Annotated in this window: 13 protein-coding genes and 1 pseudogene; 12 read left to right on the top strand and 2 right to left on the bottom strand. The window is 72.1% G+C overall.

From position 1 onward, the window contains the following. Positions 1–42 precede the first annotated feature (42 nt). From ABD343_RS23935 to ABD343_RS23985, 11 genes and pseudogenes are all read left to right on the top strand, one after another. Positions 43–1,365: an ABC transporter substrate-binding protein gene (locus ABD343_RS23935; RefSeq protein WP_344531375.1), complete on the top strand. Its 1,323-nt coding sequence runs from the start codon at positions 43–45 to the stop codon at positions 1,363–1,365. Between the two features lie 25 nt (positions 1,366–1,390). Next, positions 1,391–2,305, top strand: a pseudogene (locus ABD343_RS23940) (carbohydrate ABC transporter permease); the annotation flags it as partial. Continuing rightward, on the top strand, positions 2,298–3,254 hold the full coding sequence (locus tag ABD343_RS23945) for a carbohydrate ABC transporter permease (protein WP_344531376.1): 957 nt from the start codon (positions 2,298–2,300) through the stop codon (positions 3,252–3,254). The pseudogene ABD343_RS23940 and the gene ABD343_RS23945, both read left to right, overlap by 8 nt. Positions 3,255–3,306: 52 nt before the next feature. Continuing rightward, positions 3,307–4,680: a GH1 family beta-glucosidase gene (locus tag ABD343_RS23950; protein ID WP_344531377.1), complete on the top strand. Its 1,374-nt coding sequence runs from the start codon at positions 3,307–3,309 to the stop codon at positions 4,678–4,680. Between the two features lie 196 nt (positions 4,681–4,876). Beyond that, positions 4,877–6,631, top strand: coding sequence for a coagulation factor 5/8 type domain-containing protein (locus tag ABD343_RS23955; RefSeq protein ID WP_344531378.1), 1,755 nt, complete (start codon positions 4,877–4,879; stop codon positions 6,629–6,631). A gap of 17 nt (positions 6,632–6,648) precedes the next feature. Beyond that, the gene (locus tag ABD343_RS23960) at positions 6,649–8,088 is read left to right on the top strand and encodes a glycoside hydrolase family 30 protein (RefSeq protein ID WP_344531379.1); all 1,440 of its coding nucleotides are present in this window, start codon (positions 6,649–6,651) and stop codon (positions 8,086–8,088) included. Positions 8,089–8,386: 298 nt separating this feature from the next. Further along, positions 8,387–9,193, top strand: a complete 807-nt coding sequence (locus tag ABD343_RS23965) for a GHMP family kinase ATP-binding protein (RefSeq protein WP_344531380.1) — start codon at positions 8,387–8,389, stop codon at positions 9,191–9,193. 11 nt (positions 9,194–9,204) lie between these two features. Beyond that, complete coding sequence (locus tag ABD343_RS23970) at positions 9,205–10,248, top strand: cysteine synthase family protein (protein WP_425578289.1); 1,044 nt, start codon at positions 9,205–9,207, stop codon at positions 10,246–10,248. Beyond that, positions 10,245–11,462 (top strand): ATP-grasp domain-containing protein, encoded by a 1,218-nt coding sequence (locus ABD343_RS23975; protein ID WP_344531382.1) that lies wholly within the window; start codon positions 10,245–10,247, stop codon positions 11,460–11,462. The genes ABD343_RS23970 and ABD343_RS23975 overlap by 4 nt, the downstream gene beginning before the upstream one ends. Continuing rightward, positions 11,452–12,681, top strand: coding sequence for an MFS transporter (locus tag ABD343_RS23980; protein ID WP_344531383.1), 1,230 nt, complete (start codon positions 11,452–11,454; stop codon positions 12,679–12,681). Before ABD343_RS23975 ends, ABD343_RS23980 begins: the two co-directional genes overlap by 11 nt. After that, entirely contained in the window at positions 12,678–13,424 is a 747-nt protein-coding gene (locus tag ABD343_RS23985) for a class I SAM-dependent methyltransferase (RefSeq protein ID WP_344531384.1), read from the top strand. Before ABD343_RS23980 ends, ABD343_RS23985 begins: the two co-directional genes overlap by 4 nt. Here ABD343_RS23985 and ABD343_RS23990 read toward each other — a convergent pair. Together ABD343_RS23990 and ABD343_RS23995 are read right to left on the bottom strand one after the other, a co-directional pair. Next, positions 13,341–14,348 carry a ferric reductase-like transmembrane domain-containing protein gene (locus tag ABD343_RS23990; RefSeq protein WP_344531385.1) on the bottom strand — a complete coding sequence of 336 codons (1,008 nt, stop codon included), beginning with the start codon at positions 14,346–14,348 and terminating at the stop codon, positions 13,341–13,343. The genes ABD343_RS23985 and ABD343_RS23990 overlap by 84 nt on opposite strands. A gap of 291 nt (positions 14,349–14,639) precedes the next feature. Next, entirely contained in the window at positions 14,640–15,497 is an 858-nt protein-coding gene (locus ABD343_RS23995; RefSeq protein WP_344531386.1) for an IclR family transcriptional regulator, read from the bottom strand. A 195-nt stretch (positions 15,498–15,692) separates the two neighbouring features. Between ABD343_RS23995 and ABD343_RS24000 the strand changes: the two genes are divergently transcribed. Beyond that, positions 15,693–16,976: a hydroxyacid-oxoacid transhydrogenase gene (locus ABD343_RS24000; RefSeq protein ID WP_344531387.1), complete on the top strand. Its 1,284-nt coding sequence runs from the start codon at positions 15,693–15,695 to the stop codon at positions 16,974–16,976. The last annotated feature ends 22 nt before the right edge of the window (positions 16,977–16,998 follow it).

Consider the following 16,998-nt stretch of genomic DNA (forward strand, 5'->3'; position numbering starts at 1 on the left):
TTCAAGCCTTAACGTCCGCCTCCCGGAGGGGCCACCACGACCATGCGCAGATTCCGTACACCCGCGAAGCCCGCAGTGGCAGCCGCAGCCGCCCTCTCCGTCCTCGCGGCCGCGGGCTGCGGCGGCGGCACCGCCACCGACAGCGAGGGCAGCAACGCCAAGCCCAAGGAGCTGACCTACTGGGCGACCAACCAGGGGACCAGCCTGGAGCACGACAAGAAGGTGCTCACCCCGGAGCTGAGGAAGTTCGAGAAGCAGACCGGCATCAAGGTCAAGCTGGAGGTCATCCCCTGGTCCAGCCTCCTGGACCGGATCCTCGCCGCCGCCTCCTCCGGCCAGGGCCCCGATGTGCTCAACATCGGCAACACCTGGTCCTCGTCGCTCCAGAAGGGCGGCTCGCTGCTGCCGTTCGACGACAAGACCCTCGCCAAGGTCGGCGGCAAGGACCGCTTCAGCCCCGCCGCGCTCGCCGCCACCGGAGCCAAGGGCAAGGCCCCCGCGGCCGTCCCGCTCTACTCCCTCACCTACGCGCTCTACTACAACAAGAAGCACTTCGAGGAGGCGGGCATCTACAAGCCGCCCGCCACCTGGGACGAGCTGGTCGAGGACGGCAAGAAGCTCACGAAGGACGGGCGGCAGGGCCTCGCCGTCGAGGGCGGCGACCCCGTGGAGAACTCCCACCACGCCTTCGTCTTCGCCAAGCAGCACGGCGCCGACTTCTTCGACTCCGAGGGCAAGCCGACCTTCGACAAGCCGGGCAACGTCAAGGCCGTCAAGCAGTACGTCGACTTCGTCGCCCGCGACAAGATCGCCGCCAAGGGCAACGCCGAGTACGCCCAGCGCCAGTCCGTGAAGGACTTCGCCACCGGCAAGGCCAGCATGCTGCTGTGGCAGGCCGCCCGCTCCTCGCTGCTCGCCAACGGGATGAAGACCTCCGAGTACGGTCTCGCGCCCGTACCGCTGCAGAGCGCGAAGCCGCCCGCCGGGCGGAAGGTCACCTCGATGGTCGCGGGCATCAACCTCGCGGTCTTCAAGAACACCGACAACACGGACGGCGCCCTGAAGTTCGTGAAGTTCATGACCTCCACCGCCGAGCAGAAGGTCCTCACCCGCGCCTACGGGGCCCTCTCCCCCAATCTGGAGGCCCAGAAGGCCGCCCCGCGCGACCCCGACGAGAAGATCATGCGCGAGGTCCTCGCCGACAGCGCGGCCCCGCTGCCGCAGGTGCCGAACGAGTCGCAGTTCGAGACGCTCGTCGGGACCGCGATGAAGGAGATGTTCGCGGACGCCGCCGCGGGCCGCACCGTGTCCACCGCCTCGGTGAAGGAACGCCTCACCAAGGCCCAGCAGCAGATGCGCAAGTGAGCCGCCGGCCATGAGCGCTCTCGTCGAACGCGTCCGGCGCGGCGGCCTCCCCTACCTCCTGCTGCTGCCCGCGCTGGCCCTCGAACTCCTCATCCACCTCGTGCCGATGGCCATCGGCATCGTGATGGCGTTCAAGGAGCTGACGCAGGAGTACATCCGGGAGTGGGGCGCCGCGCCCTGGGCGGGGCTCGACAACTTCAGCGTCGCCGTGGACGTCAACGCCCCCGTCGGCGAGGCCCTGCTCCGCTCCTTCGCCCTCACCTGCGCCTTCACGGTGCTGGCGGTCGGGCTGGCCTGGCTGCTGGGGGTGACGGCGGCGATCCTGATGCAGGACAGCTTCCGGGGGCGGGGCCTGCTGCGGGCGCTGTTCCTCACGCCGTACGCGCTGCCGGTGTACGCCGCCGTCATCACCTGGTCGTTCATGCTCCAGCGCGACACGGGGCTCGTGAACCACGTGCTGCACGAGCAGTTGGGCCTCACCGACTCGCCCTCGTTCTGGCTCGTCGGCGACAACAGCTTCGTCTCGCTCGTCGTGGTGTCCGTGTGGCGCACCTGGCCGTTCGCGTTCCTCATGCTGACGGCCGCGCTCCAGAACATCCCCCGCGACGTCTACGAGGCCGCGCAGATGGACGGCGCCGGGATCTGGCGGCAGATACGCCACGTCACGCTGCCCTCGCTGCGCCCCGTCAACCTCGTCCTGCTGCTGGTGCTGTTCCTGTGGACGTTCAACGACTTCAACGTCCCGTACGTGCTCTTCGGCAAGTCGGCGCCCGAGTCCGCCGACCTGATCTCGCTGCACATCTACCAGTCGTCGTTCGTGACCTGGGACTTCGGAGCGGGCTCGGCGATGTCCGTGCTGCTACTCCTGTTCCTGATGGTCGTGACGGGCCTCTATCTGCTGCTGACCCAGCGCGGAGGGAAGGCGGAGCCGCATGTCTGACGTCCGCTCGCTGGAGCGCCCCCCGGAGCCCACCCCGGAGCCCTCGGTCGACGGGCCCTCCCCCTCGTCCCCGCCCGGCGGCCCGCCGAGGGAGAAGCGCCGCAGCCCCACAGCGCCGCCGCCCTCGTTCCTCTGGACGCGCAGGGTCCTGCTCACGCTGCTCGGGATCTTCGCCGCGGTCCCGCTCTACGCGATGCTGAGCAGTTCCCTCAAGCCCCTTGAGGACGTGACCGGCGGCTTCCGCTGGATCCCGACGCGGCTCACGCTCCAGCCGTACGCCGACATCTGGGACACGATCCCGCTCGCCCGCTACTTCATGAACTCTTTGATCGTGGCGGGCGCCGCGACCGTCTGCTCCGTCGTCGTCGCGGTCTTCGCCGCGTACGCGGTCAGCCGCTACCGCTTCCGGGGCAAGCGGCTGTTCACGGTCACCATCCTGTCCACGCAGATGTTCCCGGGCATCCTCTTCCTCCTCCCCCTCTTCCTGATCTTCGTCAACCTCGGCAACGCCACGGGCATCGCGCTCTACGGCTCGCGCGGCGGGCTGATCCTCACCTACATGACGTTCACCCTGCCGCTGTCCATCTGGATGCTCGCCGGGTACTTCGACTCGATCCCCCGCGACCTGGACGAGGCCGCGCAGGTCGACGGCTGCGGGCCGCTCGGGGCGCTCTTCCGGGTCGTCGTCCCGGCGGCCGTGCCCGGCATCGTCGCCGTCGCCGTCTACTCGTTCATGACCGCCTGGGGCGAGGTCCTCTTCGCCTCGGTCATGACGAACGACACGACCCGCACCCTCGCGATCGGCCTCCAGGGCTACGCCAACCAGACCGAGGTCTACTGGAACCAGGTCATGGCCGCCTCGCTCGTGGTGAGCGTGCCCGTCGTCGCCGGGTTCCTGCTGCTCCAGCGCTATCTCGTCGCCGGTCTCACCGCCGGTGCCGTCAAGTGACCCGGCGCCCGGGTCACTTGTTCCTCCTTCCTCTCCTCCCGAAAGGAACTCCGTGAGCGACACGCACCGCCCCGACCTCGCCGCGCTCCCCGCCGACTTCGTCTGGGGCGCCGCCACGGCCGCGTACCAGATCGAGGGGGCGGCGGCCGAGGACGGCCGTTCCCCCTCCATCTGGGACACCTTCAGCCACACCCCGGGGAAGGTCGCGGGCGGCGACACCGGCGACGTGGCCTGCGACCACTACCACCGGTGGCCCGAGGACCTCGCGCTGCTCGGCGAACTCGGCCTGGACGCCTACCGCTTCTCCATCGCCTGGCCCCGCGTCGTCCCCGACGGCGACGGAACGGTCAACGAGCGCGGGCTCGCCTTCTACGACCGCCTCACCGACGCCCTCCTGGAGGCGGGGATCACCCCCTTCCCCACCCTCTACCACTGGGACCTGCCGCAGGCCCTCCAGGACCGGGGCGGCTGGCCCGCGCGCGAGACCGCCGAGCACTTCGCGGCGTACGCGGCGGCCGTCGCCGACCGCCTCGGCGACCGTATCCAGAACTGGGCCACGCTCAACGAGCCGCTCTGCTCGGCCTGGATCGGCCACTACGAGGGCACGATGGCGCCCGGCCTGACGGACATGGCGGCGGCCGTCCGCGCCTCCTTCCACCTCCACCTCGGGCACGGGCTCGCCACCCAGGCGATACGCGCCGCCGTCCCCGACGCGCGCGTCGGCATCGTCAACAACCTCACGCACTGCGACCCCGCGACCGACAGCGAGGCCGACCGCGCGGCGGCGTACCGCTCCGACGGGCACAACAACCGCTGGTGGATGGACCCGCTGCACGGGCGCGGCTACCCGCAGGACATGGTCGAGCTGTACGGCACGGAGCCGCCCGCGCGGGCGGGCGACCTGGAGACCATCGCCGCGCCGCTCGACTGGCTCGGCCTCAACTACTACTTCCGCAGCGTCACCGCCGACGATCCGTCCGGGCCTCTCCCGCACGCCCGCCCGATCGACCTCCCGGCCGGGACGCCGGTCACGGGAATGGGCTGGGAGGTCCACGCCGAGGGCCTGACGAAGACCCTGCGCCGGATCACCGAGGAGTACGGGGCCCGCTGCCTGTACGTCACGGAGAACGGCTCGGCGTACCCGGACGTCGTCGGGCCGGACGGCCAGATCCACGACCCGGAGCGGACCCGGTACCTGGACGAGCACCTCGCCGCGTGCGCGCGGGCTGTGCGAGCCGGGGTGCCGCTGGCCGGCTATTTCGCCTGGTCGCTCCTCGACAACTTCGAGTGGGCGTACGGGTACGCGCAGCGTTTCGGTCTGGTCCACGTCGACTACGGCACGCAGCGCCGCACGATCAAAACGAGCGGCCACCACTACGCGGACGTTGTCCGCGGTCACCGCGCCAGAAGGTCCCGCGCCGCCTGACCCCCCACAGGAGGGGGCACCCCCTGACTCCCCTCTGCACAGGGGGTGCCCCTGCCCCGCCGTCGCAGTCCGCGGGCACGCCGTGGCCGCTCGCGCAGTTCCCCGCGCCCCTGACGGGGCAACCCCACCTCTTCCCGCTGCGCACCCGCCACCGGGCCGCACCCGTACGACGTCCACCACCTGAGAGGAAACGCACATGTCCCCCCACATACATAGACGTACCGTCCTCAGCGGGCTCGTCGCCGCCGGTGTCGGCGGGCTCGGGATCGCCGCCGGGGCGAACGCCGTGCCCGGCGGCAAGGACAAGGCCGAGCCCGACTTCGGGCCGAACGTGCACGTGTTCGGGCCCGATACGCCGATCGCCGAGATCCAGAAGACACTCGACGACATCTTCGGCAAGCAGGAAGAGGCCCAGTTCGGCGACGGCCGCCACGCCCTGCTCTTCAAGCCCGGCACCTACGACGGCATCGACGCCAACATCGGCTTCTACACCCACATCGCGGGCCTCGGCCTCTCCCCCGACGACGTCACCGTCAAGGGCGCGGTGCACGCGGAAGCGGACTGGTTCGACGGGAACGCCACGCAGAACTTCTGGCGCTGCGCCGAGAACCTGAGCGTCACCCCGAAGGGCGGCGCCGACCGCTGGGCGGTCTCGCAGGCCGCGCCGTACCGCAGGATGCACGTACGCGGCGATCTCCAGCTCGACGACGGCGGCTGGTCCAGCGGCGGGCTGATGGCCGACACGAAGGTCGACGGGCAGGTGCGCTCCGGCTCCCAGCAGCAGTGGCTCTCGCGGAACACGGACTGGGGGAGCTGGGACGGCTCCAACTGGAACATGGTCTTCGTCGGCGCGAAGAACGCCCCCGCCGGGGACTTCCCCGAGCCGCCGTACACGCGCGTCGAGAAGACGCCGAAGGTGCGCGAGAAGCCGTTCCTGTACGTGGACGACGCGGGCGCGTACGCCGTGTTCGTGCCCGCGCTGCGCACCGGCTCGACGGGCACGTCCTGGGACGGCGGGGCGCCCGAGGGGGAGTCGCTGCCGCTCGGCGACTTCCTGATCGCGACCCCGGACACCTCAGCGGACGCGATGAACGAGGCACTGGGCGGCGGCAGGCACCTGCTGCTGACGCCCGGCGTCTACCGGCTCGGGGAGACGCTCGAGGTGACCCGCGCGGGCACCGTCGTGCTCGGCCTCGGGCTCGCCACGCTCGTACCGGCGGCGGGGAAGGCCGCGATGGCCGTGGCGGACGTGGACGGCGTGAAGCTCGCCGGGTTCCTGGTCGACGCCGGGGAGGAGGGCTCGCCCACGCTGATGGAGATCGGCCCGGAGGGCGCCGACGGGGACCACGCGGCCGACCCGACCTCGCTGCACGACGTCTTCTTCCGCATCGGCGGCCCGCACGCCGCGCGGGCGGCCCGCAGCCTGGTCGTGCACAGCAACCACGTCATCGGCGACCACACCTGGCTGTGGCGCGGCGACCACGGGGACGGGATCGGCTGGGAGACCAATCCGGCCGACACCGGGCTGGTCGTCCACGGCGACGACGTGACGTTCTACGGGCTCTTCGCCGAGCACTACCAGAAGTACCAGGTCGAGTGGCACGGCGAGCGGGGCCGGACGTACTTCTTCCAGAACGAGATGCCCTACGACCCGCCGGACCAGGGCTCCTGGATGAACGGGGAGACGCGGGGCTTCGCCGCGTACAAGATCGCCGAAGGGGTGGCCGACCACGAGGCGTGGGGCATGGGCTCGTACTGCTTCTTCAACGTGAACCCCTCCGTCACCGCCGACCGCGCCTTCGAGGTGCCGGACGCGGCGGGCGTGAAGCTGCACCACATGGTCGCGGTCTCGCTCGGCGGCACCGGCACGATCGCGCACGTTGTCAACGGCACCGGGGGCCCCGCCGACAAGGCGAACCAGGTCGCGTATCTGACGGAGTACGGCGGCTGAGGCGGGAGGATCCCGGCATGCACACGAGAAACCCCAGGAATCTACGGAAAGCGGCACTTCTCGGCGCCGCCTGCCTCGTCGCCCTGACGGCCGCCGGACAGGCGGACGGGGCGGCGCAGGCCACCACCGCCCAGGTCTGGATCACCACGGCGGACGGCGAGCAGCGGCTCGCGCGCGGCGACGACGCGGCGTTCGACGGGAGCGCGCAGCCCATCGACATCGGTGTGGACACCGGCACGAAGGAGCAGGAGTTCACCGGCGCGGGGGCCTCCGTCACCGAGGCCTCGGCGCGGCTGATCGGCGGCCTGCCGCAGGGCGAGCGGGACGCGCTGCTCGCCGACCTCTTCGGCGACGGCGGCGGGGGCGACGGCATCGGCCTGGACTATCTGCGCCAGCCGCTGGGCGGCTCGGACTTCGTCGCCGAGCTGCCGTACTTCACGTACGAGGACCAGCAGGGCGCGTTCTCCCTCGCCCGGCACGAGAAGGAGGTGCTGCCCCTCGTCCGCGAGGCCCGGCGGATCAACCCCGGCATCCGCGTCATGGGCACGCCCTGGTCGCCGCCCGCCTGGATGAAGGACGGCGGCAAGCTGGAGGGCGGCTCCCTGGCGCGCGAGCACTACGAGGAGTACGCGGACTATCTGGTCCGCACGGTGAGGGCGTACGCCGACGCGGGCGTGCCCCTCGACGAGCTGACGGTGCAGAACGAGCCGCTGTTCGAGACGACGTACCCCTCCACGCACATGTCCGCGGCCGAGCAGGCCGGCTTCCTCCGGGTGCTGGACGGCAAGCTGGCGGCGGCCGGGCTCGACACCGGGCTGTTCGCCTACGACCACAACTGGGACAAGCCCGAATACCCGCTCGAAGTCCTGGAGAAGACGAAGGACCTCGACCGCGTCCGGGGCGCCGCCTTCCACTGCTACGGCGGGCAGCCCGAGGCCCAGCAGCGGGTACGGGACGCGGGCGCGCGGGTCTTCTTCACCGAATGCTCGGGAACGGACAGCGAGGACCCGGCGCGGACGTTCCCCGACACCCTGAAGTGGCAGACGGAGAACCTCGTCATCCGCAGCCTGCGCTCGGGCTCCGAGACGGTCGTGCTGTGGAACCTCGCGCTCGACGCGAAGGGCGGCCCGCACTTCGGCAACTGCGGGACGCGCTGCAACGGCGTCGTGGAGGTCGAGGGCGGCAAGGCCGCGAAGAACGCCGAGTTCTACGCGCTGGGCCACGTCTCCCGGTTCGTGGACCGGGGCGCGCGACGCGTCGGCTCCACGACCGAGGGGCCGGGCGGCGTGCAGAACGTCGTCTTCGAGAACCCGGACGGCTCCCGTGCGGCCGTCGTGCTCAACGCGACGGACAGCACCAAGCGGTTCTCCCTCACGGAGGGCGGCAGGTCGGCCGAGTACGAGCTGCCCGCGGGGGCTGTGGCGACCTTCAACTGGCCCGGAGTGCCCGAAGCGTAGACCGTGCCCGGCGGTCCGGGCCGCGAAGGGGCTGCCCCTGGCCGTACGTCGCGGAGCGCGCGTCCGCCGTGGCCGGTCGCGCAGTTCCCCGTGCCCCTTCGGGGCACGGCCCGCCGGGAACTGAACCGTCGATCTCACCGACCTCTTCCGTAACCGCACCCGTCACGTCATATTGGACTGGACCTTTGACCGGGCCGCATACGGAAGGTCTCCCATGCCGCCGCAGCCGCACCCGTACCCGCCCCGGACCTTCTCCGGGACGTGTCACGGCACCCTCGGCGAGCTGTACCAGGGACCCGTGACACACGGCGGGGAGCGGCACATCGGGCTCGTGTCGCTCCCCGTCGACCGCCACTCCTGGCACCACTTCACCACCGGGGCCAAGCCCGGAAAAGCCCCTTCCCTCCCTCCCGGCGAGAAGGCCGCACGCGCCGTCCGGCTCTTCCTGGAGCGGTACGGGCACACGCTCCCGCCCGGCTCCTGGGACCACCACTCCGAGCTGGACGTCGGGGTGGGGATGGCCAGTTCGACGGCCGACGTCGTCTCCGCGCTGCGCTGCCTCTTCCAGGCGCTCGCTCTCCCGTACGACCAAGGGGCCGTGGTGGACACGCTGGCGGCGATCGAGCGTGCCGACAGCGTCTTCCTCGACGAGTTCGCGCTCTACCTCAGCGCCCGGCACCGCGTCGTGCGCCGCCTGGGCACCTCCGTCCGCTTCCACACCGCCTACGTCCGCGAGCCCGGCACCGTCGACACCGAGGCCGTGACCGGGGCGCTCCTGACCCACTACCGGCGGCGCTCCACCGAGTACGGGCGCTGCCTCGACAGCATGCTCAAGGGCTTCTCCGCGCACGACCCGCGCGCGGTGGCGCGCGCCGCGACGAGCAGCGCGGCGCTCGGCCAGGAGGTCCTGCCCAAGGCGGTGTTCGAGGCCGTGCTCGACGCCCGCCACGAGTTCGCCGCCGACGGGGTGTTCGTCGCGCACACCGGCCGCCTCGCCGGCTATCTGTTCGCCGACCGCCCGGGACCCCGGCTCAAGGGTGAGCTGTCCGCGTTCTTCCGCACGCTCGGGCATCAGTGTTCGTTCGCCCAGGGAGGCTGCTGGTGATCCACCGTCACATGGCCGAAGCCCTCAAGTCCCCGCTGCTGGTCCGGCTCTCGGAGCGGGTCGTGCTGGCCCGGTTCGAGTCGATGAAGATCTACTCCGCGCTGGCCGCCGTCCGCGGCCTGCTGGAGCGCGGCACGATCCGGCCGGGCCACACCCTCGTCGACAGCTCCAGCGGGATCTACGCGTACGCCCTCGCGCTCGCCTGCCACCGCTACGGCACCCGCTGCCACATCGTCGCCTCGACCACCGTGGACACCACGACCCTCGCCCAACTGGAGATCCTGGGCGCGACGGTGGAGCAGGTCGCCCCGTCCGAGGACCTCAAGCTCGACCAGAAGCTGCGCGTGGCCCGCGTCAAGGAGATCCTCGCCGAGCGGCCCGACGCGCACTGGATGCGCCAGTACCACGACCGGATCCACTGCGCGGGCTACCACGAGATCGCCGGGAAGCTCGCCGCCGCGCTCCCGGCCGGCCGGCCGCTGACCGTCGTCGGCGGCGTCGGCTCCGGCGCCTCCACCGGCGGGCTGGCCGAACGGCTGCGCGACCGGCTCGCGGACGTCCGCCTGGTCGGCGTCCAGCCCTTCGGCAGCGTCACCTTCGGCAGCGAGGACCACCACGACCCCGAGGCGATCATCGCGGGCATCGGCTCCTCGATCCCCTTCGACAACGTCCGCCACGACCTCTACGACACCGTCCACTGGCTCGACTTCACGCACGCGATGGCGGGCACGGTGGCCCTGCTGCGCGAGCACGCCGTGTTCGCCGGGCTCTCCACGGGGGCCGCGCACCTCGTCGCCCGCTGGGAGGCGCGGCGCGAACCGGGGCGGCTGCACCTGGTGATAGGCGCGGACACCGGCCACCGCTACGTGCCCCGGGTCTTCGCGCGGCACAAGGAGGCCCCGGACCCGGCCGGGCTCCGCCCCACCGAGATCGGCTCGCTCGCCGAACTGGCCATGCCCTGGTCGGTGATGGCCTGGGACCGGGCGACGTACGACCACGGCCATGACCAGGACCACGACCACGAGAAGGACCACGAGAAGGAGCGGACCGCATGACGGTCGTCTCGCTGGAGGCGCTCACCTTCGGCCTCGGCCGGCTGGCCGAGGCGGCCGGCCGGTCGGGAGAGCGCCTCGTCCTGCTGACCCGCGACCCCGCCTACTACCACCACGAGCTGGAGTCCCTGGACGAGGACGCGCTGGACGTCGTCCGCGTCGAGACCTTCGACACCGAGGCCGTCGCCGGTGCCCTCGCGCGCGTACCGGAGCCGCGCGCGCTCATCAGCTCCACCGACACCTGGATGCTCCCGGGCGCCGAACTGACCGAACGGTTCGGGCTGCCCGGCCTGGACCCGGCGGTCCTGCGGCTGGCCCGCGACAAGGCGCGCGTACGCGAGCGGCTGCACGCGGCGGGGCTGAGCCGGGGACGCGCGGTGGAGGACCCCGACCCGGACCGGTTCGCGAAGCGGGTCGAGGCGGAGACCGGCTTCCCCGCCGTCCTCAAGGACACGGCGGGCACCGGCAGCATGAACGTACGCCTGGTGCGCGACGCCGACGAGCTGCGCGCGGCGCTCGCCGAGTCCCCGCCGGACCTCAAGGGCAGGCGCTTCGCCGAGCCGTACTTCAGCGGGCCGGTCTACAGCGCCGAGACCCTCACCTGGGACGGGCACACCCGGCTGCTCGGGGTCTCCAGCAGGCTGATGTCACGCGAGCCGCTGTTCCGCGAGGAGATCACCGCGTTCCCCGTCGCCTTCCCGGAGGGGCGGCACGAGGAGCTGGAGGCGTGGCTGGACCGCGTGCTGGCCGCGCTCGGCTACAGCGACCGCTTCGCGCACGTCGAGTTCGCGCTCACCGTGGACGGGCCGGAGATCGTCGAGGTCAACCCGCGCATCGGCGGCGCGCTCGTCGCCGAGGGCATGTGCCGGGCGCTGGGCGTCAACGTGTACGAGGCGATGGTCGAGGCCGCGCTCGGCACGCGGCCCGGCCTGATGGACGCGGCCGTACCGGGCGACGGGCCCGCGAGCGCCTTCGTCCTCGGCTACCCGGACAGGCCCGGCAGGCTGACCGGCGTATCCGGACTCGACCGGCTGGCGGGGATGCCGGGCGCGCCACGCTGGTACCCGACGAAGCCGCCCGGCGCCCTGCTGGAACACCTCGCCGACAGCCGCGGCTACGCCGGGATCCTCTACGCGGAGGGCCCGACGGCGGAGCTGGCGACGCACCGTGCGGTGGCGGCAGCGAACGCATTGCGGGTCCGCACAAGTGCCCCGTAAGGGGCGCGGGGAACTGCGCGACAAGCCACAGAACACCAACAGCCCGCGACGGATACTCAGGGGCACCCCCTACTCGGTCCGTTTCCTCCTGCTCAGCTCGTTCCTGATCCCGCTCGGCAGCTTCATGGTGCTGCCGTTCATGTCCGTCTTCCTGCACGAGCGGCTCGGCATGGGCATGGGCGCGGTCGGCGTGGTGCTGGCGGTCGCCTCGCTCGTGCAGTTCTCCGGCGGGATCTTCGGCGGCGCGCTGGCCGAACGCGCGGGACTGCGGACGACGATGGTCGCGGCGCTGGCGCTGCGCGCGGCGGGCTTCGCGGCGTTCGCGGCGGCACTGCGCTGGCCCTCGCTCTCGGTCGTCGCGCTGCTGCTGACGTGCTGCGGGGCCGCGCTCTACCTCCCCGCGAACAAGGCGTACCTGGTGCACGGCGTGCCCGACGGGCGCCGCCCGGCCTTCCTCTCGGTCAGCAACGCCGCGCTGAACGCGGGCATGGCTCTGGGCCCGCTCATCGCGGGCCCGTTCGTGCTGTCGGCGCCCGGCGGGCTGTTCGTGGCCGTGACGGCGCTGTTCGTCCTGATGACGGCGGGGCACGCGCGACTGCCGGACCGTAAGGCGACGGACCGTCCGGCACGGGACGGTCCCGTAACGGACGATCCGCCCGGCAACGGTCTCCTCCGGGGCATCGCCCCGCTCCCCTTCACCGCCACCGTCCTCAGCTTCTACCTCTACTTCTACTTCCAGCACTACCTGGCCGTCTTCGCCGTCGAGCGGGCCTCCGCCGAGTTCTACAGCCTCGTGCTGCTCACCTGCTTCCTCCAGGTGATCGTCGTCCAGCCGCTCGCCTCCGGCTGGATCGGGCGGCTGCGCTACGGCCGCGCGCTCACTCTCGGCTTCGCCGCGCTCGCCGCGGGCATGGCCGTGCTGTCCGGCGGCTCGCACGGCGCGATCCTGCTGGGCGCGGCGTTGATCACCTTCGGCGACCTCGTGCTGTTCCTGAAGAACGACCTGGAGGCGCTGGCCCGTTCGCCCCGCTCCGACGCCGTCGTCTTCGGCCGGCAGCGCCTCGCCGCCGGGCTCGGCGCGTGCGCCAGCGGGGTGCTCGGCGGGGCGCTGGGCGGCGGCGACGGGCCGCTGTTCTGGCTGCTGGCGGCGGCGCAGTGCGCCGTCCTCCCGCCCCTGCTCATCCTCTGCCGCGACTCACGAGAACGGGAGCCCGTATGAACACCTCCGTGAACACCTTCGACACCGAGGACTTCTGGACCGACTTCTACGACATCCTCTTCCCCGAGAGCCGTCACACGCAGGCGGCCGAGCTGGTCGCGGACGCGCCGCTGCTCGCGTTCCCGCCGGGCGCGCGGGTGCTCGACATGTGCTGCGGCGCGGGCGTGTTCACCGTCCCGCTCGCCGCGCGGGGCTACGAGACGACGGGCGTGGACCGCAGCCCGGCCATGCTGGAGCGCGCGGAGGAGCGGTGCCGGGCCGCCGGGGTGGGCCCGCGCCTGGTCGAGGCCGACGCGCGGCACTTCGCCGAGCCCGGCGCGTACGACGTGGTGCTCAACCTCTTCACCTCGTTCGGGTACTTCGAGGACCCGGAGGACAACGCCGCCGTCCTGCGCGCCATGCGGGCCTGCCTGCGCCCCGGCGGCACCCTCCTGCTCGACCTCGCGGGCAAGGAGATGCTGGTGCGCCGGGGGAACGGCACGAGGCTCGTCCGCCACGGCGACGACCTGGTCTTCCAGACCGACACGGCACTGGAGGGGTACGAGCGGATCCGCAGCGAGTGGGTGCTGGTGCGGGGCGAACGGGCTTACCGGGCGCGGCTGGAGTGGTTCATGTACAGCGCGGCGGAGCTGCGCCGGATGCTGCTGGACGCCGGGTTCTCACACGTGGAGACGTTCGGCGGGTTCGACGGGCGCCCCTACGACGGGGAGGCCCCGCGCATGATCCTGCGCGCCCGGCGCTGAGGCCCTGGCCCGGCCGCCGTCGCGGCCGGTGCAGAGCACCACGCACAGCGCGATCAGCGTCGCGACGGCCGCGAGCAGCACCGCCCAGCGGGCCAACTGCCGTGCCCCCGTGGGCCCCCCGGGCCGCTCGCCGCGCCGCAGGGGCCGGGCCAGGCGGTACAGGAAGAGCGCGGCGAGGGGGAGCTGGAGCAGCCACAGGACGGTGCGGGGCCAGCCGTCGTACCAGACGTTGGTGCCGTAGAGCAGGGTGTGCCAGACGCTGAGGACGTAGACGACGATGACGCAGCGGTGCAGGGCGCGCCAGGCGCGGGCGCCGATGCGGTGGCGCCAGTAGAAGAGCAGGCCGAGCGGGATCGCGGCGTAGAGCGCGGCCTGGCCGATGGGGATGGCGACCTCGCCGGTCCCCGAGGAGTAGCCGCCGGGGACGAAGGTGTCGACGAGGGCCTTCCCGAAGCGGGTCGGCCAGCTCAATTTCGTTTCGTAGCGGATGAGTTCGGCGGCGAACATCAGCGCGTGGGCGAACATCAGCACGATGGTGCTGAGGCTGGTCGTCCGGTGGAGCCGTTCCATCGCCGCGTGGGACCGTGCGAACCGTCGGGGCCGGGGACCGGCGAGCAGCAGCCCGATGACGACGGTGCCGTACGCCCACAGCAGCGCCGACCAGCCGAACGCCTGGCTGAGCCAGTACATCCAGAAGGTGTCGGCGTCCTCCATGAACGGCATGATCTTCACGGTGTCGGAGGCGCCGGACCGTATCCGCGCGTACAGGAAGGCGAAGACGGCGGCGGTCACCAGGAGGCTCACGCCGAAGTCGGGTCCGGCGGCGCGGAGGTCGCGGCGGAGCGTGACGCGCCGCTCGCCGCCGGGCTGCCGCGCGGGGCCGGGGAGCGGTTCCGTCACCGCAGCCGTGTCGTCGGAGACCATGGGGGAGCAGACCCTTTCGCTGACGTGGGGAGTTCCGGGCCGTGCGGGGCCCATTGTGCTGAGCGCCCCGCATCACGTCATTGGTCTGGTCCAGACTGGCAAAAGTTCCCGCCCTTGCCGAAAAACTGCCCCGGGACCGGCACATCGCGCTCGGACAAGCACCCCGTCAGGGGCGCGGGGAACTGCGCGCGCAACGACAAGCCACCCGCAGGCTGCGGCGGACAGGCAGGGGCGGGTGCTCCCCAGCCCTGGAGAAGGGGACGCGAGGGCCGCGCCGGGAGCCCCGGGTTCTCAGACGCGCCCCACCCGCATGGGCCGGTCGGCCGGAAGGACCTCTGCCACCTGGCACGCGATCTCCCGCAGGCGCGGGGCCAGTTGGGCGATGCGCTCCGGCGGGAGGCGGACCGTGGGGACCTGGACGACCAGGGCCGCGTGCGCCAGGCCGCGCCCGTCCAGCACGGGCGCGCCGACGCTGGAGACGCCCTCGACGTTCTCCTCGCTGTCGATGCTGTATCCCCGCTCGCGGGTGCGCTCCAGTTCCTCCGCGACCTCGGCCGGGGTCGCGAGCGTCCGCGCGGTGACGCCGGGCAGCGCGGCGGGCAGCCCGGCGAGATACTGCTCGGCGTCCTCGGCCCAGGCCATCAGGACCTTGCCGGACGCCGTCGAGTAGAGCGGGAAGCGGGCGCCGGGGTGCTGCTCGAAGCGGAGCGGCATGGTGGACTGCACGCGCATGACGACGACCGACTCCTCGCCGTCCCGCACCACGAGGTTCACGGACTCGCTGGTCTCCCCGTTGAGCTGCTTCAGCAGCGGCATCACCCGGTCGGCGCCGAGCGCGCGCTGCGCGGCCTGGCCGAGGAGGATCGCGGTGCTGCCCAGGTAGTAGCCGTCGTTGGCCGGGTTGCGGGTGAGGAAGCCCTCGGCGGCGAGCGCCCGTACGACGCGGTGCGCGGTGCCCGGCGTCAGGCCCAGCCGGGCGACGATCTCGCTGACCTGGATGTCGCCCTCGGCCTCGATGAACAGCCGCAGCACGGCCATGGCCCGGTCGATCGCCTGCGTGCCCGACCGCCCCTCGGACCGGTTCTCGGCCCGACCCCCGGACCGGCTCTCGGCCCGGCGCTCCGACCGGCTCTCGGGACTCCTGGTCACCCGGTTTCGCTCCTTACGGCGGGCCTCGCGGCGCGCGGACGGACGTACGGAATGTCGCCCCCGCAGCCTACCCAGCGGCCCGGAACAGGTCCGTGCACACCCATTGACCCCTCCGGCCAACCCCTCCTAGCGTGACGCCAATCCACATTGTGGAGCACCTTCCACATTGCGTCACGCGCCAGGAGGTTCCGTTCCATGCCGCGCTTCGACCACCCCACCGAGACCGTCTTCACCTGGGCCGCGCCCTCCCTCAAGTTCGGGCTCGGGGCCCTCGCCGAGATCGGCGAGGACCTGCGGGCGCTCGGCGTCACCCACGCGCTCGTCCTCACCGACCCCGGCGTCGCCGCCAGCGGCGTCCCCGACCGCGTCGCCCACGCCGTCAAGGCGGCCGGACTCGGCGTCGACGTCTACGACAACGTGGGCGTCGAGCCGACCGACAAGAGCATCGAGGAGGCCGTGGCCCACGCCCGTACGGGCCCCTGGGACGGCTTCGTCGCCGTCGGCGGCGGCTCCGCGATGGACACCGCGAAGGCCGTCAACCTGCTCACCAGCCACGACGGCACCCTCATGGACTTCATCGCCCCGCCCATCGGCGGCGGCCGGGTCCCCGACGGGAAGCTCAAGCCCCTCGTCGCCGTGCCCACCACCGCGGGCACCGGCTCCGAGGCCACCTCGATCTGCGTCGTCGACCTGCTCGACCTGCACCTCAAGGCCGGGATCAGCCACCCCCGGCTGCGCCCGCAGCTCGCCGTCGTCGACCCGCTCACCACGCTGTCCGTGCCGCCGCAGGTCACCGCCGCCAGCGGCATGGACGTGCTCACCCACGCCGCCGAGAGCTACACGGCGCTCTCCTTCGACGCCCGCCCCGCGTTCCCCGACGCCTCGGCGCGCGCGGCGTTCTGCGGCGCCAACCCGATCAGCGACGTGTGGTGCGAGAAGGCCATGGAACTGGTCGGCACCCACCTGCGCAGGGCCGTGATGAACGGCAACGACCTCGACGCGCGCTACGGCATGGCCTACGCCTCCGCCGTCACCGGCATGGGCTTCGGCAACGCGGGCACCCACATCCCGCACGCCAACGCCTACCCCATCGCCGGAGCCGTCGAGGACTACCGGGCCGAGGGCTACCCCGAGATGCCGATGGTCCCGCACGGCCAGGCCGTGGCCTCCACCGCGATGGCCGCGTTCCGCTACACCTTCCCCGCCGACCCGAAGCGCCATCTGCGCGCCGCCGAACTCGTCGGCGGACGCCCCGTCGACCCCGACGAGGGCGCCGAGGCACTCCCGCGCGTGCTGCGCGAACTCATGCGCGACATCGGCATGCCCAACGGCATCTCCGCATTCGGCTACGGCGAGCCCCACCTCGACACGCTCGTCGCCGGAACGATGAAGCAGTCCCGTCAGCTCTCCGTCGTCCCCCGCCCGCTGACCACCGAGGCCGCCGGACGGATATTCCGCGAGTCACTGCGCAACTGGTGACGCGCCCGGTGAGAAGGAGGCA

This window comes from Streptomyces albiaxialis, assembly GCF_039530985.1.
GTDB classification, from domain to species: domain Bacteria; phylum Actinomycetota; class Actinomycetes; order Streptomycetales; family Streptomycetaceae; genus Streptomyces; species Streptomyces albiaxialis.